We start from the raw sequence: 26,679 nt of genomic DNA on the forward strand, positions 1-26,679 counted from the left end.
CCGACTCGAAACTGTATGCTGAATGACGCTCAATCCCCGCGACGTCCACGGAAGACGTATAAATCGCCGGCATGGGGATCGCGGCCAAGACCCTCCTGGACCTTCAGCGCCAGAGAGTTCATCCCGCAGCGCATGTCGGTGACCCCGCCCGCCAGCCAGACCCGAACGCCCGAGGGGACCGGGATCATGCCGACCGTCCCGACAGCGCGGCGATCACCGTGCCGACCAGGGCCGGATCGACCGGGCCGGTGATGCGCAAGCGCGCCGTCGCGAATTCGACCTCGATGAGACCGGCTGGTGGGGCCGCTGGCGCCGCTGTCGGCTCTGCCACCTCCTCCGGTGCCGGAGCGTCGGTGGCGACGGTGATCGGCATGAAGGCGGGCAGCCGGGGCTGCTGACCGAAGAACTGGCGGCGCCAGCGGTACAGCAGGCTGACGTCCACGCCCAGGCGCCGGGCGACTTCGGTCGCCTTGACGCCCGGCTGGAACGCCTCTTCGACCAGCCGCAGCTTCTCCTCGTCGCTGAACTGCCGCCGCCGCTCCTGGCCCGTGATCACCTCGACGCGTTGGATAGTCATAGGGACTGCCATAGGGATAGCCATAGGGACAGGCACAATGATTCAGCTTCCCCGCTCGGTCACAAGGCGGCGCTCGGCGGAGGGGTACGAAGCACGCGCCGGTGGCCAAGGCGATGGACTACATGCTGACCCGCTGGGAAGGCTTCACCCGCTTCCTGCACGACGGACGGGTCTGCCTGACCAACAATGCCGCCGAACGAGCGTTGCGCGGCATCGCACTGGGCAGACGGGCATGGCTATTCTGCGGATCGGATCGAGGCGGGCAGCGCGCCGCCGCCATGTACAGCCTGATCGTGACGGCAAAGATGAACGACATCGATCCCCAGGCGTGGCTGGCCGACGTCCTGGCCCGCATCAACGATCTGCCGCAGACCAAGCTGCACGAACTGCTGCCCTGGGAATGGAAGCGGCTGCACGAGGCGACCACGGCGATCTGAGGAACCATGGCCAGAACCCGCAACCTCGTGACCATGGAGCGCGTCGCCGAGATCCTCGGCGAGGACGTCGAATGGCTGATCGACATTGCCATCGAGCTGGAGCCGGAGGACGGTTGCCTGGCCGTGTTCGGCCCAGGCGAGCAGTGGTTCCATGCCCTGACCGAAGATGGCGTCGAAAGCCTTAAGGAACTCATCCAAATCCACCGAGCAGCACGCTGAACGATTCGATCCGCACCCGCGTCACTCACCGGATGCGTACGCACCACCCGATCCGGGGCGCGCGGATCGTCCAGGCAGGCGGCCAGCCGAGCCGCCACGCCAAGCCGGGATTCGATCTCGCGCACGGCCAGCACCCCGGCATCCGACGAAAGCTCTCCGCCATCGAACCGGGCAACAACAGTCTTGCTGCCGACGGATGACAGCCCTGGCAGCGGTAGGGTAGTCTCAATCATGGCGGGTGTGGCGTCCAGAAATGGCGGGGATTGGCTTCGACAACCAAATCTTATGCCAAATCAGAGGGTTAAGCTACATCCGCCAGCCCTGATGAATTTTCCAGGTTAGCCGACCAATCCAATGACCATCTCTTTCGAACAGGCCGTCGTCCTGGGGGTGGGGCATGCCCCACCCCCAGGACGATCACCAAATTTCCACCACGTCCGTGGACGCTATCAGCCGGAGAAAAACCCTGGCTCACCGCACGCCGCCGCCCTGCATGCCGGCCGCCGTCGTCTCGGACGGAGAGCGCAGAGGGGCAACATGCTTGATCCCTCCGCGATCCCCATACTGCGGCGTCAGCATATACTGGTTCTTGGCCAGGTCATAGATCGCAAAACTGCAATCCAGGAAGGGCGTCTTCGGATCGTAAATCTGGGCGCAGTACTGGTTGCCGATGCGATAGGTCTGCCCCGCCTGGTCGTAACCGACCGTCGCCAAAATCTTCCAACTGTCCTCGTCGAAATAGAACTTCCGGCGGGACATCGCATGCCGCGCACCCGGCTTCAGGGTTGCCTCTACCTCCCAGACACGATGCAACTCGTAGCGCACCCGGTCCATGTTGAGGTGCTGCGGCCCGAAGGTCTTGTCTGCGGAACCGTTATAAAGATCGTATGTGTTGTAAGGAACATAAAGCTCCTTCTTCCCAATCAGCTTCCAGTCGAAGCGGTCGGGACGGCCGGAGAACATGTAGATTTCATCATAGAACAGGACCCCGCCATAAGGCGCGGCGGGCGTGTCATATGCGAACTCCGGAGCAAGACGGACACGACGCTGTCCCGGTGAATAGACCCAGGCTTTCTGATCGATCTTTTTGTAATCACCGGAGTACCAGACGACATTGATTTCTCCGACGGATCGCGGCGGAGCGATCGTCGAAGCCTTCATCATGTTATAGGCACCCTCAAGTGCAGTCTTGTCGGGGTTGTAATATTGCGTTTCGAAATAGGTGTTAGAGACGTTGAGTTCCGTCACCATGCCCGCGCCATCCACCATATAACCATCCACCGTCAATTCGGTGGCAAGCGGCTGCCACGACAACAGGTGGTTCCACAAAACCTCCAGTCCTGATTTGGGAATCGGAAACGGAATACCGCCATAAGCCCCCTGCACCCCATCGCCGCCGACGTTCACCAGCGACGCGCGGGTGGCGTTCGCCACCGTGTTCTTCAAAACCCAGTCCGGATAGGTCGTCGTCCGGCGGGTCTTGTAAACGTTGATCTTGAAATCGGGCCAGCGCTTAAGAAGCGTTTGTGCCCCCTCATCGAGGGATTTGGCATACTGGGCCATATTCTGCTGGGTAATGGTGAACAGGGGCTTGTCATCGGCGAATGGATTGGGCAGCACTCCCTTGGCGGGATCCGAACCGGAAGGCGGAGCGATCTTGGCCGCCTCCGCACTGTAAGGGGGAATGCTACCATCGGCATTCCCAGTCTTTTCAGCGCCGAATTCCGTCAGGGTGGCGCCCAGCGCCTTGGCTTCTTCAGCCGTTACCGCCGCCGTCGCCGAGCTCGCGAGAGCTGCGGTGAAAGCCATGCTTAGAAACATCCGGGAAAACATGGTTGGCTCACTCCGAGCTTGATCAGAAAGTGGTCTGCACGGACAGGGAAACCCAGCTGCGGTCATTGCCGGCATAGTTCCCGTTGCCACTGATGGCGACTCCGTTCACGATTTGGTTGATGTCGGCATGGCTCTTGGCATAGGTCAGCGTCGCGGTGTAGGCTTGGCGAATGTCAGCCTTCAGCGATGCCGAGTAGGTATAGGAGCCCTGGCTACCGCTGAGAGAAGTGGCGCCGTTGCCATAAAGGCCGTAGCTCGCGGTGAGCGGCATCGTCAGGTCGATACCAGGCAGAACCTGAAGCCATTGCGGCGAGAACTGAACGCCAATACCCACAAAGTCGCGGCTGGCACAACCGTCGCGTTTGCTACCCGGCCCTGTGCGGGTTCCATTCGAACAGCCGCCGTAGCCAACTCCGTTAAAGAGTTCGGCGTGCTTGGTCACGGACATCAGGCGCTCATAGGAGAGTTCCGCGATAAAGGTACCTGTGTCGTAGAGCGCAGTAGGCGTCAGACCGCCGACGGCGTTGAGGTTGACGTGGGCAGTATCGCCGCGCGGCCCCTCATTGTCGACGGGGCTTATCCCGGAGGCCAACAAAGGCGCGTTGCTGCGGAAGGAAATATCGGTGCCGACGCTGTAACCCCCGATATCGACGTTTAGGCTCGTGCCGACCATCCGAATATCCTTCGGATAGACCATGCGATAGCCGGTGGGCAGTACCCCTCTGAGAAGAACCTGCGGAGCGAGCCAAGGCGTCGGATCATCGAACTGACGATAATAACCGGTCAGAGTGCCACCCTCAAGAATCTCCGGCGACCAAGCCACACTGGTCCCGAAGCTGCCATTGAAGGCCTTCTTGGGAGTCAACGGCGACTGGCGGGGTACATTCAAACCAGGGGCCAGGGGAAACTGATCAGGTCCGCTAAACAGGAAGTCGGCCGAACCGAAATAGGTGCCTCCCTCGGGAAAACGTGACGGGCGCCAATGGAGCATGACCTGGGCAGCCAGTGACAGGCTGGGCGTGGCACTCCATTGCGCGCTGGCCTGAGCAACGGGAAGAAGGATTTCCTTCAGCGTGGACCCTGGAACCGCCTGGGCCTTCCGACCATCGATCGGTGCCTGACCATAGGCGATGCCGTTCTGGAAGAAATCGAAGGTCGAGGTTCCCCATGAGATCGCATGCTGACCGATCTTGAAATTGATCGGTGAATCGCCCACGTCGATCTTTCCGAAAGCAAAAGCATCGAGCAGTTCGCCAGACGGCCCATTATAGAAACGCTCGACTTCTTTAGAGTATTTGTTCGAAAAATAGCTTCCGCTGTACCCAGCCGCAGCCAAAGTAGGATTCTGCTTGCTGGTCTTGTTATTATAGGCGGCATCATACCACCCCGCGCCGCTGACGCGCACTCCATAGACACGCTGATACGTGATGTCCAACTCGCTGAGCAAATCAATGCGGTTGGTTACAAAATCGCCGCGATCAAATTTGTAATCACTTTCGTCGAATGTTGGGTTGTTTGCGATCGCACTTTGCCGCCCGCCCACCCGCATCCCGGAACTGCCCTTGATGGTGTTATCCAATCGGATGGACCAATCGGAATTTCCAGTTTCAAATTCCAGTGCGCTTGCGGAATGGCTGATCACCGTCCCGACTAGAAAAACCCAGAGAGCAATGTCACTCCTCATTTTTTGTTCATTTTTGTTTGATCGATCACCCATTACCGGCCTCCCCTTCCAGCTCTTGCATTTTTTGAAGTTTTGCAGCGCTCTTATCAAACTGAGCTCATAAGAGCGCTTACAGAGCCAATGCCAAACTATCAGCATCATCTAACTATCGGCACATCGGTATGTCAAGAAAAACGAATGTCGTTCACATAATAGAATATCTTGCCGAGATCTCCGCCGTCACGTTGCGGGCTCACACAGGAACCCCCTACGGTATCGACCACTGAACAGCAGATTGGGGAGCGGCACGGTTCGGTGGGACACCCGGCTGTGGTAGATTGCACCGCAGCCGGAAGGCTTCGAGATGGACAAGGAACAGGAACGTAAGCCTGAGGGGGCGCCGAAGCGCGCCCAAAACGCTGGCGTAGGCGCCCCCTCGAACGCGGACGCCAGCACGCCCCAACGCTTCTCCGCGGCACGCAAGCAAGGTGGCGGCTGTCACGCGCCTGCTGCGCGATGAGCCGCTGGAGGTTGTTGCCCGGGGGTTGAACGTCACAGCACGGGCCGTGTCCTGAAGCGGCAGAACCGTTGTCTATGGCCGCACATCGGCCTTGCGCTGAAAGCTGCATCCACCCACCACCATATCGATGGCATCGCGAAGGAAGTCATCGTCGGTCTTCACTGGCCTCCCTTCCACGATGTCGTCATCGCGTTCGACCAGCAGATCGCAGAAGGCGCAGGACAACAGCCGGAGCCGGAGAAACAATTCATACCTCGGCACATGCAATTGGCGCTCGAGACGAGCCAGGACTTCACCGCCGGTTTCCGACGGATCCATTATCGCCATCCGCTGGGACCATACCTTCGGAGAACGCAAGGCATGACGGAAAAAGCCGGCGTAGGTGTGCCGGCCCTCAGAGTCGGTCAGATCACAGAAGGGCTGGAACAGCAGCGTCATCAAGGTGACGGGGTCGTCCAGACGACCAGCCGCGCGGGCTTCCTCGAACAGAATTTTGCGCCGCCTTTCAAGCTCTGGAAGCCTCTGCTTCCAAATCGCCATGACCAAGTCGTCCTTGCTGCCGAAATGATAACTGACAGCTGATTTGTTGCTGACCCCTGCGGCATTGTAGATGCTGCGAAGGGAAACCCCTTCGAATCCATGACGGGCAAAAAGGACCTCCGCCGTATCGACCAGAGCAGTCGATGTGGAGGCAATGTTCCAGCGCGCTTTGCTCATCGCGTTCCCAGCATCCTCGGCCACCGTCCAACCGCCCGCCGTCGCCCATCACCACCAAATGGCGGGCAACCTTACGGATCAAACATCCCAGAGAAGATGCAGGCGTTCAACACCATTGACCACACCGGCGTGGGTGATGGCGGGGCGATCGGGATCCAGACGTATATCGGGCATACGGCTGGTCCATTCCGCCAGAAAGATTTCCAGCTCGACCCGCGCCAGAGGCGCCCCGGCACAGCGATGGGGGCCGTTGCCAAAGGTGTTGAGCACCGATACCTCGCGGTCGAAGTTCACAGTGAACGGGTCATCGTAGAGGCGGTCATCGATGCTCGACAGCCCGATCGGCACCATGATCATCTCGTCCTTCAGAAAGGTGACACCCTTATACGTGGTGTCCTTCTTGATGAGCCGGCCGGTGTTGGACAGACCGAATCGCCGCAGATATTCTGTCGCAGCGCGTGGAATGATGCCGGGTTCCTCCCGCAGCCGACGGACATGGCCGGGATGGCTGGCAAGATGGTGCGCGACGAAAGATAGCATACTCGCCACGGTATCCAGCCCGCCGAAGAAGACCAGCAGCGCCATGCCCATCACTTCATGCTCGCCGCCAAAACGAGGATCCTTCCGCCAGGCAACGATGCGGCTCAACAGATCGTCGCCGGGATTGCGCTCACGCTCGTCCAGCACGGTCCTTAGATAGGCGACGATCTTGCCCTGGGCCGCCAACCGATCCGCCATGTCATCGGCGACCATAAAGGTGAGGGCCCACTCCACGAATTCCTCGCGGCGATCGAGCGGCAGGTCGACGATGCCGAGAAACACCGTGACCGGCATGACCCTGGCGAAGTCGCCGACGAATTCGCATGTCCCCTCCGGTCGCAGGCTTTCGATCAGATCGATGGCCAGCGTACGCGCCTTGTCGCGCATCTTGTTGACCTGAACGGGCGTGAACGCCGGGTTGAGAACCGACCGGAAACGACCATGATCGGGCGGATCGGTGGTGAGCGGCGGCATCTTGATCGGCGCGGCACCCCGCGGAATGGTAAACTCCTCGTGGCTGAAAATCTCATAGGTTTCCTGTACCCACTTGATATCTTCGCCACGAGTGACGATCCAATGTCCGCCATTGTGGGGAGTCCAGGCGATCTCCGGCCCGTCCTGCAACCGCTTCAGCGCGGTGTAGACATCCCCCTCCTCCAGTCCGGCAGGATGCCGGTAGTCGAAATCGATCATCCGGTCGGCGGGAATGTGGGGCGGCGCTGGCACACGCCTGAAAATCGCATTGGCGTCGACATAAGGTCCCTGTTCTGCGGACTCTGCCATGATCTGTCCTCGCTTATTGTAAAGGCCGCGACGAACTGGATTGCGATGAATGAAGCGGCGACTCAGGAGACCAGGAACCCGCCATCCACCGCGATGGTCTGCCCGGTGATGTAGCGGCCCGCCGCAGAAGCGAGCAGCAAGGCGGTCGGTACGATATCCTCGGGCGAACCGAGGCCCCGCAACATCCGGCCGGGCGTCGCGCCCGGCCCGGTCGGTGGCATCTGGCATCCGTCCGGAAACGGATCGGACAGGACGGCACCCACCAGGATCGCGTTAGCGAGGATGCCATCGGCCGCGAAGTCGAGCGCGAACTGGCGGGTCAAGGCGTTGGTGGCCGCTCGCGAAGCTCCGTAGGCGTAGTTGCCGTTCAGCACGGGATGCACCGATCCGATGGTGGAGATGTTGATGAGGCGGCCACCACGACCATGCGCGCGCATGACTGTCACCGCAGCTTTCATCAGCAGAAACGCCGCTCGTGCATTGACCGCATGCACGCGATCCCATTCCTCCATGGTCAACCCGTCGAGCGGCCAGAACCCGGTCCGCACCGCGCCGTTGACCAGAATATCAAGGGTGCCATGCGCCCCGACCAGCGAGGCTATGGCAGCTTCGTCGAAGGCGGGTTCCGGCTCGTGAGTGACCACGGCGCCGGCTTCAGCGAACAGCCGGGCGATAGCATGGGGAATCTTCCCGTTGCCGACAACCAGCGCCGTCTGTCCAGAAAGATCGAAGGCATTGAGCAAAATGATCGCACTCCAGATCGATCGGTTGAAAGATGGGATTAGGGCAGTTGCCTTAACAGTAATAATCCCATATACGGGAGGGGCGACGGCACCATCAGGCGGTGGCGCGTCCCGCGATGAAGTCGGCGGCCCGTTCGGCGATCATGATCGCCGCGGCGTTGGTGTTCCCGGAAACCAGGGTCGGCATCACGGAGGCGTCAGCCACCCGCAATCCGCGTATCCCATGCACCGACAATGCCGCATCGACGACCGATCCGGCACCACCCATCCGGCAGGTGCCGACCGGGTGATAGCCAATAACAGCGGAAGATCGGATGTAGGCGATCCAATCCGCGTCACTCTCCGGAATCTGCGAGGGGTTGCACGCGCCTACGACATGCTTCGCCAGCGGAGCGGCGGCAAAGACAGTGGCCAGTATCCGACCGGCCGCGACTAGACGCCGGACATCGCGCTCGTCACCGAGCAGCCGGTGCTCAATCACCGGCGGACTGCGCGGATCCGTGTCGCGCAACCTGATTTCGCCGCGGCTGTCGGGACGCATGCAGTTGGCCCCGACGGTGATGCCCGGTTTGGGATGCAGGCGCGGCCGCCCGGTGCTGAGATCGATGGCCAGCGGTAGGAAGCTGGAGGAAATGTCCGGCTCCGACAGATCCGGTTTCGATTTGAACCCGGCCATCAGATGCACCGCCGCCGAAGCCATCGGCCCATTCTTCGCGACAAGCCAGCGCACGAGATTGGAAGCAATGGTCAGCGGCCCCGCAGGGCTGTTGTAGGTCGGCCGGTCGACCAGTTTGCTGATGGCGAAGCCGTTATGTTCCTGAAGATTGCGCCCAACCGGCAAATCGGCGTGAACGGTAAGCCCCAACTCGCGAAGATGACTGGCCGGCCCGATGCCGGAACGCATCAGGATGGCGGGGGAGCCCATGGTCCCGGCGCTCACCACCACCTCGCGGGCGCGCAGTTCCATCGGCATGCCGTCGCGCAGGACCGCGACGCCGACAGCCTGCCCGTCTTCCACCAGCACGCGGTCGGCGATGGCGCCGGTGATGACGCGCAGGTTCGGCCGCTTCAGCGCCGGCTCCAAAAAGGCGATGGCCGTGCTGCAACGCCGCCCACCGACCGCCGTTGTCAGGATATCATAGACGCCATGCTGATCGCCTGCGCAATACTCGTCCCGTCTGGGGATCCCGACCGCCACGAAAGCATCCCGCACCGCATCGGTCAAAGGATGGCGAACCGCGCTCGGCCCGACCACAAGGGGGCCGGAGGAGCCGTGAACCTCAGCGTTGCGAACCATCCGGTCCGGCCCGGCGATGCGTTCCGACTTGCGGAAATAAGGCAATACCTCATCCCAGCTCCAGCCCGCAGCGCCATCGGCCACCCATCGGTCGTAATCCTGGCGCTGACCGCGCGAATAAACCATGCCGTTGATCGCGCTGGATCCGCCCAGCATGCGCCCGCCCGACCAGGTCAGAGTCCGCCCGTCGATCGTCGGGTCCGGCTCGGTTCGGTAATTCCAATCCGCGTTGGCCCTGCCCATCAGGGCAAAGCTTCCGGCGGGCATGGTGACCAGCAGACCACCACCTTTCCCACCGGCTTCGAGCAGGATCACGGTACGGCGCGGATCCTCCGACAGCCGGGCAGCCAGAACGCACCCGGCGCTGCCGGCGCCGACGATGATGACGTCGGGCACAAGCTCCCCGGTCACAGGGCAATCCACACATTTTTCGGCCGCAGGAACTCACGAATGCCATGAATCCCTCCGAGACGGCCATAGCCGCTCTGCCGGTTACCGCCAAACGGGACCGAGGCCGGAATGCCAGTGAACCCGTTGATCCAGACGTTTCCGACCGTCAGCGACCGGGCGACGCGGTGGGCACGTTTCAGATCCTGAGTCCAGCAATAGCCAGCCAGACCGAACACCGTTCCATTGGCGATGGCGACCCCCTGCTCCTCGGTGTCGAAACGGGTGACCGCCAGCACCGGGCCGAACACTTCGGTCTGTGCCAATTCGGCATCGGGCGGCACATCGGCGAACACGGTTGGCGCGATGAAATAACCGTCGGCCAGCGCTCCACCCAGACGGTGCCCGCCGGTCAGCAACCGCGCGCCGCAGGCCCCCGCACGACCGACCATGCCCATGATCCGGGTGACCGCCCTCTGGTCCACCACCGGCCCCATCACCGTGGCCTCATCGGTCGGATCGCCGACGGTCAGGACGTCGGCAATTCCACGCAGCCGTTCGATCACCGCATCATAGATGCCGGACTGCACGAGCAGCCGTGTCGGGTTGATGCAGCCCTGGCCGGAATTGTTGACGATGCCGGCCAGCGCCTGCCCGGAAAACGCATCGAGATCGGCATCGTCGAACACCAGGGAGGCCGATTTGCCACCGAGTTCGAGTTGCACCGGCGTCATCCGCTTCGCCGCGTTCGCCAGGATGTGCTGGGCGGTGTGGCCGCTGCCAGTGAAGTGGATCTTGTCGACGTCGGGGTGGGCAGTCAGCGCCGCGCCAGCCGCCGGCCCGCCGGGCACGATGTTGACCACGCCGGGCGGGAACCCCGCCTGAAGGAACAACTCGCCCAACCGAAGCACCGCGTAGGGGGCCAGTTCGGGCGGCTTGACCACCACCGTATTGCCCGCCGCCAGCACCGGCCCCAGAACCATTCCCATTGCATAGACCGGACCATTCCACGGCACTATCACCGCGACGACGCCATAGGGCTCGTCATGGGTGTAGTCGAGCGCCGCCGCCGGCCATGTCGAGATGACCTCGCCGCCGATCTTGTCGGCCCAGCCGGCATTGTAACGGAACGAATCCGCCGCGACGTAGGGGCCGTATTTCGCGATGCCGATGGCGATCGAATTGTCGATCACCGACAGTCGGGCCAGCGTGTCGGCTTCCTGCTCCAGCAAGCTGGCGAACCGCAGAAGCAAGTTGCGGCGCTGGTCGCCAGGGAGAGACGCCCAACCGGGCGCCGCAGCACGGGCGGCGGCCACGGCCAGATCGATCTCGGCTTCGCCGGCCAGAGGAATCGTGCCGGTCGGCCGGCCGGTCGCAGCATAAATATGCTCATACCGGCCGCCGCTCGCTTCGGCAAGTCTGCGGTCGCCGATCAGCAGGCTGGGATCAGGCAACAGGCCGAGTGCGGCTTCGGCGATCATCGGAAACACCTCCATCTTTGATGAGGCAAGGGCATGCGGCAACGAAAAGGCGTCACGATACGTGGTAGCCGCCATCGACCGTCAGATGATGCCCTGTGATGTAGCTGGCCGCCGGACTGGCCAGGAACAGAATGGCACGGGCCTGTTCCACCGGCTCGGAAATGCGGCGGAGCGGAATCCTGCCCGGCTGGGTCATTGGCCCCGTCGGCAACTGCTCCACCGTCATCGCCTTGGCCCCGCCGCTGGCGGTGCCGCCCGGCTGCACTGAATTGACCCGGATGCCGTCGCTGGCGAATTCGATGGCCGCAGCGCGGGTCATCGCATCCACCCCGGCCTTGGCCGCATCGTAATGGGTGTTGCTGAAGATGGTCGGGTGCTTGGCGCTGACCGAGGACACGTTGACGATCGAGCCTCCCGTCCCCTGCCGGCGCATCGCGTCGATCGCCGAGCGCATCATCAGAAAGGTGCCCCGCGCGGTGACCGCATGCATGATGTCCCATTCCGATGCCGGCATAGTCATGGTGTCGGCCTTGCGCCGATAGGCGGCGACGTTGGCAAGGATATCGACGTGGCCGAGCCGTTCGGCCGCAAGATCGTAAAGGCTGCGGATGGCCGCTTCGTCAGCGATGTCGCAGGCCGCCCAATCGGCGCCGACCTCCTCGGCCGCCTGACGCGCTCCTTCGCCGTCCAGATCGACGAACAGAACCCGCGCCCCGACTTCGGTGAACAAGGTGGCGGTGGCTCGACCGATGCCGGACGCGGCTCCTGTAACGATCGCCGTTTTGCCGCTGAGTCCGAACACTGCAAGTGCATCGTGCACCATTGCCCGCTCCGTATTTTTCAGTGGATTCTTAGCGGTTATGAGAATGGCCAGCCCACAACCCGAATTCAGGCACTCGCCTTATTTAGCGAGAGTGCCTGAATCGGGGCACCGCTTCAATAGAAAAGTAAGCTTTGCGAACAATTTGCTGAGAAAGCCGATAGTGTCCGCGAACGTGGTGGAAATTTGGTGATCGCCCTGGGGGTGGGGCATGCCCGAGCTATGCGGGAAAGTGGGTGATGACGGTGTGAGGAAGGCGGCGTATCGAGGCGGGTGACGAGCCTGCCCGAACCTCCAGAGGAGCGATACGCCATGACCGAGGATAGCAAGGTTGTCCGGTTACGTCAGCCGGAGGAGATCGGCGATCCACTGACGGCCATCCTGCGCGCGGGAGCGCGCCGATTGCTTGAACAGGCCATTGAGGCGGAGGTGGAAAGCTTCCTGGCCTCCCGGAACGTGTCAACGACCTCAAGCTGCCGGACGGCCGCGAGCGGGTCGTCCGACATGGCTACGGCCCGGAGCGCGCGATCCAGACCGGCATTGGGCCGGTGGAGGTTCGGCGGGCCAAGGTGCGCGACCGCGGGGCCGATGATGACGGCGAGCGGATCCGGTTCACCTCGGGGATTCTGCCGCGCTGGGCACGGCGTACCAAGAGCTTGGACGCGCTGCTGCCCATCCTCTACCTGCGCGGCATCTCCACCGGCGACTTCCAGGAGGCGCTGAGCGCCTTGCTCGGCAAGGACGCCCCGAACCTGTCAGCCTCGGTGATCGGCCGGCTCAAGGAGGAGTGGGCGGCCGACTACGCACGCTGGCAACGGCGCGACCTGTCGGCCCGGCGCTACGTCTACATCTGGGCCGACGGCGTCTACCTGCAGGCCCGCATGGAGCCGGTGGCCGAGTGCATGCTGGTGATCATCGGCGCCACCCCGGAGGGCCGGAAGGAACTGGTCGGCTTCCAGGTCGGCGTGCGTGAGAGCGCGCAAAGCTGGCGCGAACTGCTTGTGGACATCCAAGCGCGCGGCCTCACCATCGCCCCGGAACTCGCCATCGCCGATGGAGCGCTCGGCTTCTGGAAGGCGCTGGAGGAGATCTTCCCCACCACCCGGCAGCAACGGTGCTGGGTGCACAAAACCGCCAACGTCCTGAACAAGGTGGCCAAAACGGTGCAGCCGGCGATGAAGCAGGACTTGCGCGAGATCTGGATGGCGCCGGACCGCGCCGCCGCGGAAACCGCCATGGCGACGTTTGTGAAGAAATACGCGATCAAGTACGCCAAGGCGGTGGAGTGCCTGACCAAGGACCGCGCCGAGCTGCTCGCCTTTTACGACTTCCCGGCCGAACACTGGGATCACATCCGGACCAGCAATCCCATCGAGAGCGTGTTCGCTACCGTCCGACACCGAACCGTCCGGAACGTGTCAACGACTGTGAGACAGCCCGAGTTATGAATTAGCCGCCTTTATTCACCAGGGTGGCGAGCGGTCTGGTCGCCGCGTTGAGATGATCAACGTTGGGCTGTATGGGCGCGCGTCGTCGGCCGCCGCGCTGACGGCGGCGTGACGGTGTCGGAGTTGGTGGTGGAGGGGATTGGGTGACGGCTGGGGCACGCTGCCCCGGTGCTCAGCAGATGAGCCGGGGCATGCGGCCGAGGGCGAGGTGGATGATCGCCTGATCGGGCGCGCTGGTCGGCAGGTGAACCTTGATCTGCGCCTTCATCTCCACGATGCGCGCGGCGATCTTCACCAGGCGCAATCGCAAGGTGTCGAACTGCACCGTGCGCCAGCGGGAGCGTTTCGGCATCAGCGAGCGCAGGCTCCACAGCAGCCAGTACGCCCCGGCGTGCAGGAACAGGCGGAACTGGTTGGCCGTCGCCTTGGTGCAGGAGGTCCGGTCTGCGGCAAGGTGGGATTTCCAGGCTTTTATATGATTTTCCGCCTGTCCCCTCGCGCAATACAGGCCGGCATACAGCCAGCGACCCGTGCCGTGGCGTAGGTTGGTGACGATGAAGCGGCTGTCGGTGCCCTGGTCTCCTGCCTCGACGCGCGCGACGATGCGGCGGACCCGGCTCCAGGTGCTGGCCCCGTCATAGAATTCCTTGAAGCGGCGCACCTTGTCGGCTCCGGGCATGGCCTGGAAGCGCGCCGCGGTGCTGGCCTCCAGCGTGGTGACGTGACGGCGCAGTGTGCTGCTGGTCGGCAGACCGAGCACGTAGTCGAGCCCCTCCGCCTCGCACCAGTCCAGCACCTCCGGGCAGGCGTAATGGCCGTCGGCGCGCAGCAGGATCTCGGTCTTGGGCCAGTTTGCCCGAATGGCGCGGAGCAGGCGACGCAGGAAGGTCCGGATCTCCGTCCCCTTGGGCCGCTTGGCTGGGCGCAGCACAGCGGTGACAAAGCGGCCGTTGCCGTCGAAGACAACGATGGGCTGGAAGCCGTACTCGTCGTAATGGGCGTTGAACAGGCGCAACTGCTGGCCGCCATGCACCGCGTCGAAGGTGTCGTCCACATCCAGCACGATGCGCTTGGGCACCTGGCGGAACGAGGCGCAGTAGAGATCGACCAGAGCCCGGCCCATGCGCAGCAGGGCGCGGGTATCCGGCAGGTTCTCCAGGCGTGAGATGGTGGCTTGCGAGCAAAGGTCACGCTCGGACGGCAGGCGTTCCAGGGCCATCTTGAACAGCAGGTCGGAGCGTAGACTGCCGGCGTCGTTGCCGTCCTCGTAGCCCGCCGCGATGGCCAGCAGGCGAAAGCCGATGATGTCGGCCAGCGAATGCACGGTGCGCGTTGGATCGCGCGGGTCCTCAATACAGGCGGCCAGCCGATCGGCAATCCGCAGCCGCTTCGCCACCTCCCGCAGCACCAGCAGCCCGCCATCGGAGGACAGGCGGCCGCCATCAAAGCGCCCGATCACCGGCTTTCCAGCAACGGGTGACAGGCCGGGCAGCGGCAGGGTATGATCAACCATGGCGGGTGGGCGCTCCGGAAACGGCAGGAGTTGGCGTCAGCACCCAAATCCTACGGCCGCTCAACGGATGCCGCTACACCCGCCAACCCTCATGAATTTTCCCGGTTAGGCTTGGATGCTCTCCGGCTTTTGCGGCGGATTGATCCAGACTTCGATTGGCTTTGCGGGTGGTTGAGGCGCTTTGCGAACGAAACGCTCCGGTGTGCGGCGAAAGGCACGGTCGAGGGTTTGCTGGCGGGCGGCATGGACGGCGTCGGCTTGGCCGTAATGGACTTGGTCTGGGGTCATCAGGCCGATGCCGGCATGGTGGTGATCCCGGTTGTACCAGGTGAAGAAGTCCCGGCAGAAGGCCCTGGCATCCTCGATGGAGCCGAAGCGCTTGGGGAATTGCGGCTGATATTTCATGGTCTTGAAGTGGGCCTCCGAGAACGGGTTGTCATTGGAGGTGTGTGGCCGGCTGTGCGATTTGGTGACGCCGAGGTCGGCGAGCAGGAGAGCGGTGGCCTTGGCCTTCATCGGGCCGCCTCGATCGGCGTGCAGGGTCAATTGGCCGGGCGGGACGGTGTGTTTGGCCAGCGTCTCCTCGAACAGCGCCTTGAACAGGGTGGCGCTCTCGGCATCGGCGACGCACCAGCCGACAACGCGGCGGCTGAAGATGTCGAGGATCACGTAGAGGTAGTACCACTTCATCGGCCCCATCAGCTTGGTGATGTCCCAGGACCAGACCTCGTTCGGGGCCTTGGCCAGCAATTCGGGTTTCCGGTAGGCCGGATGACGGAGCTGGTCGCGGCGTTCGCGGACCTCGTCATGCTCCGCCAGCAGGCGGTACATGGTGCGGATGGAGCAATGATAGACGCCTTCATCGAGCAGGGTGGCGTAGACTTCCGCCGGGGCGAGATCGACGAAGCGCGGCTCGCGCAGAAGGGCGAGCACCGTCTGGCGCTCCTGGACCGCGAGCGCCGATAGTGTCCGCGAACGTGGTGGAAATTTGGTGATCGCCCTGGGGGTGGGGCATGCCCCACCCCCAGGGCGGCGCCTTGCGCGAAAGAGGTGGTCATTGGGCCGGTCGGCTAGAGTGGAGTTGCGCACTTCCTCTTGCCCGAAGGACCACCCCAATGACCGAGGACAGTATGGCACTGGCAGACCTGCTCCAGAAGGCCGGCGACGGCGATTTTCTGCGCGCCGTCGCCGAGACGGTGCTGCAGATGCTGATGGAAGCCGACGTCGAAGGCCAGATCGGCGCCGGGCGTCACGAACGGAGCGCCGAGCGGCAGACCTACCGCAACGGCTACCGCGACCGGGCGCTGGATACGCGCCTGGGCACGCTGAACCTGCGCATCCCCAAGCTGCGTCAGGGCAGTTACTTCCCCCCCTTTCTCGAAGCCCGCAAGACCAGCGAGAAAGCCCTGGTGGCGGTGATCCAGGAAGCCTGGATCGGCGGTGTCTCGACCCGCCGCGTTGACGAGTTGGCCCAGGCGATGGGGCTGTCGGGGATCTCGAAGTCGACGGTCTCCAAGCTGTGCCGAGACATCGGCGAGCGGGTCAACGCCTTCCTCGACCGTCCGCTGGAGGGCGACTGGCCTTACCTGTGGCTGGACGCCACCTACCTCAAGCAGCGCGAGGGGGGACGCATCGTCTCCGTCGCCGCCATAATCGCCGTGGCCGCCAACACCGAGGGCAAGCGCGAGATCGTCGGCCTGCACATCGGCCCGTCGGAAGCCGAGGTGTTCTGGAGCGATTTTCTCAAGAAACTCAAGGCCCGCGGCCTGAAGGGCGTGAAGCTGGTGATTTCCGATGCCCATGAAGGGCTGAAGGCCGCCATCGCCCGTGTCATGGGCGCCACTTGGCAGCGCTGCCGAGTCCACTGGATGCGCAACGCGCTCGCCTATGTGCCCAAGGCCCAGAACTCCATGGCCGCCGCCGCTCTGCGCCAGGCCTTTCTCCAGCCCGACGCCGAAGCCGCTCACCAAGCCTTCCGACATATCGCCGAGCAGATGCGCGACCGATGGCCCAAGCTGGCCTCCTTCATGGACAGCAGCGAGCATGACGTGCTCGCCTACATGGGCTTTCCCGCCCAGCATCGCACCAAGCTGCACAGCACCAACACCTTGGAACGCCTGAACAAGGAGGTCAAACGCTGCGCCGACGTCGTCGGCATCTTCCCAAGTGAGGCATCCATCATCCGACTGATCGGCGCGGTGCTCCTCGAACAGAATGACGAATGGCAGACCCAGAACCGCTACATGCAGGTCGAGGCCATGGCCGAGCTGACGCCGGCCAGTGAAAGCCAACCGGCCATCACCTTTCCACCAAAGGCCGCCTGAACAATGGCCACCTCAGCGCGCATCCGAATTTCCACCACGTTCGCGGACACTATCCCAGCAAACCCGGTGCGGTTCACCCTCTCCCCGAGGGGGAGAGGGCTCATGCTCCCTTCGCGCCAGGACGGCGCCCCACCCGAATAGCCCATCCCCCACAAACAGCCACCCCCGCCCCGCCCCGATTGTTCGTCCCGGCTGAATTCTGTTCCCAGGCGCGGCGGCTTTATCCTGGCCGGTCGGTTAGCCACTATCCCTCTTACCGCATTGCAGGAGGGGCGCTGGTCGCCGGATCGGGATGGATCGTTCACGCGCGTCGCTGAGGGTGGAGGGCCGCGAGGTTCCGCTGTGCCTGTTCAGGCCGGCAGGGGAAGGGCCGCTGCCCGGCCTGCTGTATTTCCATGGCGGCGGCTTCACCTCCGGCTCCGTCGAGGAGGTGGAGATCACGGCCGCGACGCTGGCGGAGAGCATTCCGGCGCTGGTGGTGGCGGTCGGCTATGCGCTGGCCCCCGCCCATCCCTTTCCCGCCGCCATCGAGGATGCCCATGCCGCCGCCACTTGGCTGGCGGAGCGGGCCGGGCCGCTTGGCGTCGCCGGCCATGATGCCGGCGGGCATGTCGCGGTGTCGCTCACCCTGCTCGCCCGCGACCGCGGCGGGCCGGAGATCGCGGCGCAGGCGCTGCTCGGGCCGATGCTCGATCCCAGCTTGACGCGGCTCGCCCATGGCGAAGAGGACGGCGAGGGCAGCGCCACGGACTGCGCCCGCTGTTACCGCGCCTATCTGCCGGAGGCGGCGCTGCGGCTGCATCCCTATGCGGCACCGCTGGAATCGCGCCGGCTCGGCCGGCTGCCGCCGGTCCTGATCGCCACGGCGCAGAACGACGCGCTGCGGCCGGAGGCGGAAAGCTACGCCGCCCGGCTGATCGACGCCGGGGTGCCGACCGAGGTCACCCGCTTCAAGGGGGTCAGCCATGCCGGCCTCGCCCACCACCCGCCGGCGCTCGCCGCCGCCGCCGATTTCTTCCGGCGCCGCCTGACCGGCGCCCGTCCCGACACTTCGAGCCAAAGGTAAAGGCCATGTCCCGCAAGACACTCTCCCTCCTGATCGCGGCCGGTGTTTCGGTGGCGGCGCTGACCGGCGCCGCCACCCTGCGCAGCCCGGCCGAAGCGCAAACCGCATCGCCCGCCCCGCCGCCGGCCGAGGTGGATGTCGCCACCGTGCTCGCCCGGCCGGTGACGGACTGGCAGTCCTATTCCGGGCGGCTGGAGGCGGTCGACCGCGTCGACATCCGGCCGCAGGTGCCCGGAACCATCGTCGCCGTGCATTTCCGCAACGGCGCCTTGGTGAAACAGGGCGATGTGCTGTTCACCATCGATTCCCGCCCCTATGAGGCGGAGGTGGCGCGGGCCGAGGCGCAGGTGGCGGCGGCCCAGGCGCGGGTGCGGCTGACCGTCGCCGACCTCGACCGCGCCCAGAAGCTGGTGCGCGACGACACCATCTCGCGCAGCACCATGGACCAGAAGGACAACGCCGCCCGCGAGGCCGCCGCCAACCTGAAGGCGGCGCAGGCGGCGCTGGACATCGCGCGGCTCAATCTCGGCTACACGCGGGTGACGGCGCCGGTGTCCGGCCGGGTGTCGCGGGCCGAACGCACGGTCGGCAACGTGGTGGCGGCCGGGGCGGCGGCGGAGCCGCTGACGACGCTGGTGTCGCAGTCGCCGATCTACGCCTCCTTCGATGTCGACGAGCAGACCTATCTGCGCCACATCGCGCCGATGCGCGATTCCGGCACGATCCCGGTCCGGCTCGGCCTCGCCAACGAGGAGGATTATTCGCGCTCCGGCATGGTGGAGCATGTCGACAACCGGATGGACAGCGTGTCGGGCACCATCCGCGTGCGCGCCCGCTTCGACAATGACGACGGCACGCTGGTGCCGGGGCTCTATGCGCGGGTGACGGTGGGGGGCACCAAGCCCTATGACGCGCTGCTGGTCGACGACCGCGCCATCGGCACCGACCAGGACAAGAAGTTCGTCCTGGTGGTGACGGCGGAGAACAAGGTGGAATACCGGCCGGTCAAGCTCGGCACCGCGCAGAACGGGCTGCGCGTGGTCACCGACGGCCTGTCGGCCGGCGAGCGCGTCGTCGTCAACGGCACCCAGCACGCCCGGCCGGGCATGACGGTGACGCCGAAGACCGTCGCCATGGGGACGGAAAAGACCCAGACGGCGGCCCGCTAAGACACGAACAAGACGGGCGTGCGCCTTTATCAGCCCTCTCCCGCCCCGGGAGAGGGAACCGAAGCGTGCACCCTGGGAGACCCCAGATGAACATCTCGAAATTCTTCATCGACCGGCCGATCTTCGCCGGCGTGCTGTCGGTGGCGCTGTTCCTGGCGGGGGCGATCGCCGTGTTCCGCCTGCCGATCTCCGAATATCCGGAGGTGGTGCCGCCATCCGTCGTCGTGCGCGCCCAGTTCCCCGGCGCCAACCCCAAGGTGATCGCCGAGACCGTCGCCTCTCCGCTGGAGGAGCAGATCAACGGCGTCGAGAACATGCTCTACATGCAGTCGCAGGCCAACAGCGACGGCAATCTGGCGCTGACCGTCACCTTCAAGCTGGGCACCGATCCCGACAAGGCCCAGCAGCTGGTGCAGAACCGCGTCGCCCAGGCGATGCCGCGGCTGCCGGCCGACGTGCAAAGGCTGGGCGTCGCCACGGTCAAGAGCTCGCCGACGCTGACCATGGTCGTGCATCTGCTGTCGCCCAACGACCGCTATGACATGACCTATCTGCGCAACTACGCGGTGCTGAACGTCAAGGACCGGTTGACCCGCATCGCCGGCGTCGGCGAGGTGCAGGTGTGGGGGGCCGGCGACTACGCCATGCGGGTCTGGCTCGACCCCGGCAAGGTGGCGCAGCGCGGGCTGACCGCCACCGACGTCGTCAACGCCATCCGCGAACAGAATGTCCAGGTGGCGGCCGGCGTCATCGGCGCCTCGCCCTCGCCGCCCGACGTGCCGTTGCAGCTGTCGATCAACGCGCGCGGCCGGCTGAAGACCGCCGACGAATTCGGCGACATCGTGCTGAAGACCGGCGGCGACGGCGGCGTCACCCGCCTGCGCGACGTGGCGCGGGTGGAGCTGGCCGCCGCGCAGTATGGCCTGCGCTCGCTGCTCGACAACAAGCCGGCGGTGGCGCTCGGCATCACCCAGACGCCGGACGCCAACGCGCTCGCCATCTCCGACGAGGTGCGCAAGGTGATGGCGGAGCTGAAGGACGACATGCCCGACGGCGTCGCCTATTCCATCGTCTACGACCCGACGCAGTTCGTCCGCTCCTCCATCGAGGCGGTGGTGCACACGCTCTTGGAAGCGGTGGCGCTGGTGGTGCTGGTGGTGATCGTCTTCCTCCAGACCTGGCGGGCGTCGATCATCCCGCTGCTGGCGGTGCCGATCTCCATCGTCGGCACCTTCTCGCTGCTGCTGGCCTTCGGCTTCTCGATCAACGCGCTGTCGCTGTTCGGCATGGTGCTGGCCATCGGCATCGTCGTCGACGACGCCATCGTCGTGGTCGAGAATGTCGAGCGCAACATCGCGTCGGGCCTGTCGGCCCGCGACGCCACCATCCGCGCCATGCAGGAGGTCAGCGGCCCGATCATCGCCATCGCCCTGACGCTGGTCGCCGTCTTCGTGCCGCTGGCGGCGATGACCGGCCTGACCGGCGAGTTCTACAAGCAGTTCGCGATGACCATCGCGATCTCCACCGTGATCTCCGCCTTCAACTCGCTGACCCTGTCGCCGGCGCTGTCGGCGGTGCTGCTGCGCGGCCACGACCAGCCGCAGGACTGGCTGACCCGTGGGATGAACCGGGTTTTCGGCGGCTTCTTCCGGCTGTTCAACCGGGTGTTCCACAAGGCGTCGGACGGCTATGGCCGCGGCGTCGGCGGGGTGGTGCGGCGCAAGGGCGTCATGCTGGCGGTCTATGCCCTGCTGATCGGCGCCACGGTTCTGCTCGGCCGCGCGGTACCGTCGGGCTTCGTGCCGATGCAGGACAAGGAGTATCTGATCAGCTTCGCCCAGCTTCCCAACGGCGCCTCGCTCGACCGGACGGAGGCGGTGATCCGCGAGATGACCGACATCGCGCTGAAACGCCCCGGCGTGGAGAGCGCCGTCGCCTTTCCGGGGCTGTCGGTGAACGGCTTCACCAACAGCTCCAGCGCCGGCATCGTCTTCGTCACGCTGAAGCCCTTCGCCGAACGCCATGACCCGTCGCTGGCGGCCGGCGCCATCGCCATGGATTTGCAGCGGCGCTATGCCGGGCTGAAGGAAGCCTTCGTCGCCATCTTCCCGCCGCCGCCGGTGATGGGGCTGGGGCAGCTCGGCGGCTTCAAGATGCAGCTGGAGGACCGGGGAAATCTCGGCTACGAGGCGCTGAGCGAGGCGGTGAACGCCTTCGTCAAACGGGCGGCGCAGACGCCGGAGCTGGGGCCGTCCTTCTCCGCCTACCAGATCAACGTGCCGCAGCTCGACGTCGATCTCGACCGGGTGAAGGCCAAGCAGCTCGGCGTCAATGTCGCCGAGGTGTTCGACACCATGCAGATCTATCTGGGGTCGCTCTATGTCAACGACTTCAACGCCTTCGGCCGCGTCTACCAGGTGCGGGTGCAGGCCGACGCGCCGTTCCGCGACAGCGCCGACGACATCGGGCTGCTGAAGACGCGCAACGCGGCGGGGACCATGGTGCCGCTGTCGTCGCTGGTCACGGTGCAGCCGGGCTATGGGCCGGAGATGGTGGTGCGCTACAACGGCTTCACCGCCGCCGACGTCAATGGCGGGCCGGCGCCGGGCTATTCGTCGGGACAGGCGGAAGCGGCGGCGGAGCGCATCGCGGCCGACGTGCTGCCGCGCGGCGTCAAGCTGGAATGGACCGATTTGACCTATCAGAAGATCCTGGTCGGCAATGCGGGGCTGTGGGTGTTCCCGATCAGCGTGCTGCTGGTCTTCCTGGTGCTGGCGGCGCAGTATGAGAGCCTGACCCTGCCGCTCGCCATCCTGCTGATCGTGCCGATGAGCGTGTTGTCCGCCCTGTTCGGGGTGTGGCTGACCGGCGGCGACAACAACATCTTCACCCAGATCGGCTTCATGGTGCTGGTCGGCCTGTCGGCGAAGAACGCCATCCTGATCGTCGAATTCGCCCGCGAGCTGGAGCATGAGGGGCGCGGCGTGGTGCAGGCGGCGATCGAGGCCAGCCGGATGCGGCTGCGGCCGATCCTGATGACCTCCATCGCCTTCATCATGGGCGTGGTGCCGCTGGTCACCTCCAGCGGCGCCGGTGCCGAGATGCGGCACGCCATGGGGGTCGCGGTGTTCGCCGGCATGATCGGGGTGACGCTGTTCGGCCTGGTGCTGACCCCGGTGTTCTATGTGCTGCTGCGCAAGCTGGCCGGAGCGGAGCGGCGGGCGGAGGCGCCGGCGCATGCCGGGGCGCAGCCGGCGGAGTGAGGGCGGTGGACCGAAGGCTTGAGTGAGGGAAAATCCTCTCTTCCCGAAAGGGGGGAGGGGATTTTTCGCGGGTGTGGGAGGTCAGAAGCCGCCGGCGAGGTCGGCCAGCGCGTCGCGGTCCAGCAGTTCCAGCTTGCCGCCGACGAGGATGCGGATCAGGCGGGTCGATTTCAGCTTGGTCAGGGTGCGCGACACCGTCTCGGTGGTCAGCCCCAGATGGTCGGCGATGTCGCCGCGGCTCATCGGCAAATCGATGGTGCGGCCGTCTCCCTTGCCATCTCCCTTGCCGGCGCCCTTGCGGTCGCCGAGCCGCATCAGGAAGGTGGCGACCTTCTCGGCGGCGGTCTTGCGGCCGAGCAGGACCATCTGGTCCTGCGCCGCCATCAGCTCCGACGTGGTCGTCGACAAAAGCCGGCGGGCGAAGGCGGGCTGGGCATCCATCAGGGCGTCCAGCTCCAGGCGCGGGATGCGCTGGATCGTGGTCGCCGTCACCGTCTCGGCGGTGTAGAGATACTGGTCGGCGAAGGCCAGCCCCATCATCTCGCCGGCTTGCAGGAAGCCGATGATCTGGCGCCGGCCGTCCGGCAGCATCTTGTAGAGACGGACCATGCCGCTCAGCACGCGGAACACCGACCCCGCCGCGTCGCCCTCGCGGAACAGCGTGGTCTCGCGCTCATGGACCTTGGCATGGCCCAGGCTGGCGAAGCGGTCGGCGGGAGTAGCCGGCTGGGTGGCCGGCTGCGGGAGCAGATCCTGGGTCATGGCCCCCGGACCGGCGGCCGGCGACGACGCCAGGGCGGAAACCAGATAACCAGGAACGGCGCGGCTGGCGTGGGCGGCAATGGCGGCGTGCGTGGACATCGGAACCTCGGCCTTGACGGAGCGATGCGGTCCGGTTCGGTCCGCATCCGATGGCCCGACGCTACCGCTCCCCCGCCATCCTGTGCAGTGCGGTGATGTACCTAAGGAAGTTTGCGTACGTAACTGTACCTACGTATAAGGCCGCAGGCGCCCGCCATGTCGGACGGAATCAGACGGAATCAGGCAGCAGGCCGGTCAGCATGTCGATCAGCTGGTCCTCGTCGAACGGCTTCTCCAGCACGGCGACGACGCCGGCCTCCTTCGCCCGGGCGAAGGTCGCGGGATCGCCGCGCCCGGACACCATGATCACCGGCATCCCGTGCAGGTCGCCGCGATGGCGCTCCAGGAACTCCAGCCCGCTCATCACCGGCATGTGCAGGTCGAGCACGAGGCAGCCGCGCGGATCGCCGTCGAAGCCGTCGAGGAACTCGCGGCAGGAGGAGAAATCCCTGACATCGAAGGAGAACGCCTCCAGCAGGGCCTTCAGGGAGTCGCGGACCGGCTCGTCATCGTCGACGATGTGGACGATGCCGGCACCCGGCTCTCCGGCCGGTCCAGTGCCCGGTCCCTTGTCCAGGTGATCCATGACGGCCTCCGCACTTCCCTGCAAACACGACGGCGCCGACGAAGCGGCGCGTCATGGAAGATAAAATGCGGCGGGGAGTGCCGATATAAGGACGATTGCGTATGCGGCGCGCTTTTGATGCAGATCACGCGCCGCCCGGAACCACCCCGGCGGCGATCGCCATGCGCACCAGGGTCGGCAGGCTGTCGGCCCGCATCTTCTCCATCACGCGGGCACGGTGGATCTCCACGGTGCGCGGGCTGATCGACAGCTCGAACGCGATGACCTTGTTCGACCTGCCGGCCACCAGCCAGCGCAGAACGTCGAGTTCCCGCGGCGTCAGCGCCGACAGGCGGGCCAGTACCTCCGGCGGGGCGGAGGGCGGCGGGGACGGCGCTTCGGCGGCGACGGGCGGCGACGGCGAAGCCGGCGCCCCGCCGGCCGCCACGCGGGCCAGGGCGGAGCGCACGGCGGCGAGCAGGGCCTCCTCCTCGAAGGGCTTCTCGACGAAATCAACCGCCCCCGCCTTCATCGCGCGCACGGCGAGCGGCACGTCGCCATGGCCGGTCATCACCACCACCGGCAGAGCATGGCCGTCGCGCACCAGCCGCTCCTGGAGGTCGAGGCCGCTCATCTGCGGCATGCGCACATCGACCAGCAGGCAGCCCGGCCGCGACGGGGCGTCGGAGTCGAGGAAGGCGAGCGGCGTGGAGTAGCCTTCCGCCCGGAAGCCGGCGCATTCCAGCAGGACCTGGACGGAATCGCGGATGGCGTCGTCGTCGTCGACGATGAAGACGGTGAGGTCGGTGGTCATCTGTGGTCCGGTGTCAGCGGGCATCGTCGATTTCCGGAGCGTCCGGGGAGGTGTCCGGAGGATCGGCCACGGCGTCCGCCGGGGGATCGGCCAGCGGAACGGTGAAGACGAAGCTGGCGCCGGTCGCCGGCGGAGCCGGCGGCGGCTCCAGCCACAGGCGCCCGCCATGGGCCTCGATGATCGACCGGCAGATCGACAGCCCCAGCCCCATGCCGCCGGCCTTGGTGGTGACGAAGGGCTGGAACAGCTGGGCCCGCACCTCCTCCGGCACGCCGGGGCCGCTGTCGCCGACCAGGACGCGGCGGAACGCCGCCTCCCCCGGTTCGGGGCCGGTGCGGATGGTCAGCACCCGCTGGACGCCGGGGCCGGCGGCGCCCGCCCCCGCCATGGATTCGATGGCGTTGCGGACGAGGTTGAGGATGACCTGCTGGACCTGGACCTTGTCGATCATCACCTGCGGATCGGTGGCGTCGAGGTCGAAGCGCACATGCAGCCCCCGCTCCTTGGCGCCGACCAGGGCGAGCGCGCTCGCCTCCTCCACCACCTTGTTGAGGGAGTCGACGGAACGGTGCGTCTTGCCCTTCTCGATGAAGCTGCGCAGATGGCGGATGATCTGCCCGGCGCGGGTGGCCTGGGCGCTGGCCTTGTCGACCATGTCGATCGCCTTGGCCACCGTCTCCGGCCGCTCCATCAGGCGCTTGGCGGCCTTGGCGTAGTTGATGACGGCGGTCAGCGGCTGGTTCAGCTCATGCGCCAGCGTCGAGGCCATCTGACCCATGGCGCTGACCCGGCTGACATGCAGAAGCTCCGACTGCAATTCCTGCAACCGCCGCTCGGTGGCCTGCCGTTCGGTCAGGTCGCGGACGAAGCCGGTGAAGCAGCGCCGTCCGCCGAGCAGCACCTCGCCCACCGCCAGCTCCATCGGGAAGACCGAGCCGTCGCGCCGCTGGCCGGAGACGACGCGGCCGATGCCGATGATCCGCCGCTCCCCCGTCCGCTGGTAGCGCTCGAGATAGCCGTCATGCTGCTCGCGGTAGGGGGACGGCATCAGCATGCTGATGTTGCGGCCCGCCACCTCCGCCGCCGCGTAGCCGAACAGCCGTTCGGCCGCCGGGCTGAAGGATTCGATCAGGCCCGTCTCGTCGATGACGATGATGGCCTCCGGCACCGTTTGCAGGATGGAGGTCAGCCGCGCCTCGCGCTCGCGCAGCGCCGCCTCCGCCTGCCGGGACGCGGTCAGGTCGCGGATGATGCCGATATAGACGGGGGCGCCGTCCTGCTTCGCCTCGCCGACCGACAGATCCATCGGGAAACAGGAGCCGTCCTTGCGCTGGCCGGTCACCTCGCGGCCGATGCCGATGATCCGCCGCTCCCCCGTCCGGTGATAGCGCTCGAGATAGCCGCCATGCTCCTCCCGATAGGGAGGCGGCATCAGCATCCTGACGTTGCGGCCGACCACCTCCGCCGCGGTCCAGCCGAACAGCCGCTCGCACGCCGGGTTGAAGCTCCGGATCCGGCCCCGGTCATCGATGATGACGATGCCGTCGGGCACGGTGTCGAGCATCGCCTGCAATTGCGACAGCGCACCCAGGTTTTCGTCCCGGTTATCGTCGGCCACGTCCCATCCTCGAACTCTCAT

20 protein-coding genes and 4 pseudogenes are annotated in these 26,679 nt (G+C 65.3%); 7 read left to right on the plus strand and 17 right to left on the minus strand.

Features of this window, described 5'->3' with window-relative positions; genetic code table 11:
* Window positions 1-29: 29 nt before the first annotated feature.
* Together tnpB and AZL_RS24460 are read right to left on the minus strand one after the other, a co-directional pair.
* Window positions 30-188: an IS66 family insertion sequence element accessory protein TnpB gene (gene tnpB / locus AZL_RS24455; RefSeq protein ID WP_012977096.1), complete on the minus strand. Its 159-nt coding sequence runs from the start codon at window positions 186-188 to the stop codon at window positions 30-32.
* Window positions 185-577, minus strand: a complete 393-nt coding sequence (locus AZL_RS24460) for an IS66-like element accessory protein TnpA (RefSeq protein WP_012973093.1) — start codon at window positions 575-577, stop codon at window positions 185-187. Before AZL_RS24460 ends, tnpB begins: the two co-directional genes overlap by 4 nt.
* Before the next feature lie 74 nt (window positions 578-651).
* Between AZL_RS24460 and AZL_RS24465 the strand changes: the two are divergent.
* Both AZL_RS24465 and AZL_RS24470 read left to right on the plus strand, forming a co-directional pair.
* A pseudogene (locus AZL_RS24465) lies at window positions 652-1,014 on the plus strand (transposase); the annotation flags it as partial.
* 6 nt (window positions 1,015-1,020) lie between these two features.
* Entirely contained in the window at window positions 1,021-1,233 is a 213-nt protein-coding gene (locus AZL_RS24470) for a hypothetical protein (protein WP_012973089.1), read from the plus strand.
* A gap of 47 nt (window positions 1,234-1,280) precedes the next feature.
* Here AZL_RS24470 and AZL_RS34745 read toward each other — a convergent pair.
* The 9 genes and pseudogenes from AZL_RS34745 to AZL_RS24510 form a co-directional block, all read right to left on the minus strand.
* Window positions 1,281-1,466: pseudogene (locus tag AZL_RS34745) on the minus strand (transposase); the annotation flags it as partial.
* Between the two features lie 238 nt (window positions 1,467-1,704).
* Entirely contained in the window at window positions 1,705-3,042 is a 1,338-nt protein-coding gene (locus AZL_RS24475) for a DUF1329 domain-containing protein (RefSeq protein ID WP_052293763.1), read from the minus strand.
* A 46-nt stretch (window positions 3,043-3,088) separates the two neighbouring features.
* Window positions 3,089-4,783: a DUF1302 domain-containing protein gene (locus AZL_RS24480; protein WP_012977110.1), complete on the minus strand. Its 1,695-nt coding sequence runs from the start codon at window positions 4,781-4,783 to the stop codon at window positions 3,089-3,091.
* A gap of 538 nt (window positions 4,784-5,321) precedes the next feature.
* On the minus strand, window positions 5,322-5,966 hold the full coding sequence (locus AZL_RS24485) for a TetR/AcrR family transcriptional regulator (RefSeq protein ID WP_042445226.1): 645 nt from the start codon (window positions 5,964-5,966) through the stop codon (window positions 5,322-5,324).
* 78 nt (window positions 5,967-6,044) lie between these two features.
* On the minus strand, window positions 6,045-7,289 hold the full coding sequence (locus tag AZL_RS24490; RefSeq protein WP_012977112.1) for a cytochrome P450: 1,245 nt from the start codon (window positions 7,287-7,289) through the stop codon (window positions 6,045-6,047).
* 62 nt (window positions 7,290-7,351) lie between these two features.
* Entirely contained in the window at window positions 7,352-8,032 is a 681-nt protein-coding gene (locus tag AZL_RS24495; protein WP_052293765.1) for an SDR family NAD(P)-dependent oxidoreductase, read from the minus strand.
* A gap of 94 nt (window positions 8,033-8,126) precedes the next feature.
* On the minus strand, window positions 8,127-9,725 hold the full coding sequence (locus tag AZL_RS24500; RefSeq protein WP_247894443.1) for a GMC family oxidoreductase: 1,599 nt from the start codon (window positions 9,723-9,725) through the stop codon (window positions 8,127-8,129).
* A gap of 11 nt (window positions 9,726-9,736) precedes the next feature.
* A complete protein-coding gene (locus AZL_RS24505) occupies window positions 9,737-11,197 on the minus strand; it encodes an aldehyde dehydrogenase family protein (RefSeq protein ID WP_012977115.1) in 1,461 nt (486 codons plus the stop codon).
* Between the two features lie 52 nt (window positions 11,198-11,249).
* Window positions 11,250-12,020: an SDR family NAD(P)-dependent oxidoreductase gene (locus AZL_RS24510; protein ID WP_012977116.1), complete on the minus strand. Its 771-nt coding sequence runs from the start codon at window positions 12,018-12,020 to the stop codon at window positions 11,250-11,252.
* Between the two features lie 260 nt (window positions 12,021-12,280).
* On the opposite strand from AZL_RS24510, the pseudogene AZL_RS24515 reads away from it, so the two are divergent.
* A pseudogene (locus AZL_RS24515) lies at window positions 12,281-13,429 on the plus strand (IS256 family transposase); the annotation flags it as partial.
* A 208-nt stretch (window positions 13,430-13,637) separates the two neighbouring features.
* Here AZL_RS24515 and AZL_RS24520 read toward each other — a convergent pair.
* Together AZL_RS24520 and AZL_RS24525 are read right to left on the minus strand one after the other, a co-directional pair.
* Complete coding sequence (locus tag AZL_RS24520; RefSeq protein ID WP_012977118.1) at window positions 13,638-14,978, minus strand: IS1380-like element ISAzs3 family transposase; 1,341 nt, start codon at window positions 14,976-14,978, stop codon at window positions 13,638-13,640.
* A gap of 105 nt (window positions 14,979-15,083) precedes the next feature.
* Window positions 15,084-16,043 (minus strand): annotated as a pseudogene (locus AZL_RS24525) (IS3 family transposase); the annotation flags it as partial.
* 50 nt (window positions 16,044-16,093) lie between these two features.
* Here AZL_RS24525 and AZL_RS24530 point away from each other — a divergent pair.
* From AZL_RS24530 to AZL_RS24545, 4 genes are all read left to right on the plus strand, one after another.
* Window positions 16,094-17,302 carry an IS256 family transposase gene (locus tag AZL_RS24530; RefSeq protein ID WP_012976606.1) on the plus strand — a complete coding sequence of 403 codons (1,209 nt, stop codon included), beginning with the start codon at window positions 16,094-16,096 and terminating at the stop codon, window positions 17,300-17,302.
* Window positions 17,303-17,594: 292 nt separating this feature from the next.
* Complete coding sequence (locus AZL_RS24535; RefSeq protein WP_012977120.1) at window positions 17,595-18,368, plus strand: alpha/beta hydrolase; 774 nt, start codon at window positions 17,595-17,597, stop codon at window positions 18,366-18,368.
* 5 nt (window positions 18,369-18,373) lie between these two features.
* On the plus strand, window positions 18,374-19,537 hold the full coding sequence (locus AZL_RS24540) for an efflux RND transporter periplasmic adaptor subunit (protein WP_012977121.1): 1,164 nt from the start codon (window positions 18,374-18,376) through the stop codon (window positions 19,535-19,537).
* Between the two features lie 86 nt (window positions 19,538-19,623).
* A complete protein-coding gene (locus AZL_RS24545; protein WP_012977122.1) occupies window positions 19,624-22,800 on the plus strand; it encodes an efflux RND transporter permease subunit in 3,177 nt (1,058 codons plus the stop codon).
* An 81-nt stretch (window positions 22,801-22,881) separates the two neighbouring features.
* Here AZL_RS24545 and AZL_RS24550 read toward each other — a convergent pair whose 3' ends face one another.
* From AZL_RS24550 to AZL_RS24565, 4 genes are all read right to left on the minus strand, one after another.
* Complete coding sequence (locus AZL_RS24550; protein ID WP_012977123.1) at window positions 22,882-23,661, minus strand: helix-turn-helix domain-containing protein; 780 nt, start codon at window positions 23,659-23,661, stop codon at window positions 22,882-22,884.
* 169 nt (window positions 23,662-23,830) lie between these two features.
* On the minus strand, window positions 23,831-24,247 hold the full coding sequence (locus tag AZL_RS24555) for a response regulator transcription factor (RefSeq protein WP_012977124.1): 417 nt from the start codon (window positions 24,245-24,247) through the stop codon (window positions 23,831-23,833).
* Between the two features lie 124 nt (window positions 24,248-24,371).
* Window positions 24,372-25,040 carry a response regulator transcription factor gene (locus AZL_RS24560; protein ID WP_012977125.1) on the minus strand — a complete coding sequence of 223 codons (669 nt, stop codon included), beginning with the start codon at window positions 25,038-25,040 and terminating at the stop codon, window positions 24,372-24,374.
* A 13-nt stretch (window positions 25,041-25,053) separates the two neighbouring features.
* Entirely contained in the window at window positions 25,054-26,679 is a 1,626-nt protein-coding gene (locus AZL_RS24565; protein WP_042445232.1) for a PAS domain-containing sensor histidine kinase, read from the minus strand.

It is taken from the genome of Azospirillum sp. B510, from assembly GCF_000010725.1.
In the GTDB taxonomy this organism is placed as follows: Bacteria; Pseudomonadota; Alphaproteobacteria; order Azospirillales; family Azospirillaceae; genus Azospirillum; species Azospirillum lipoferum_B.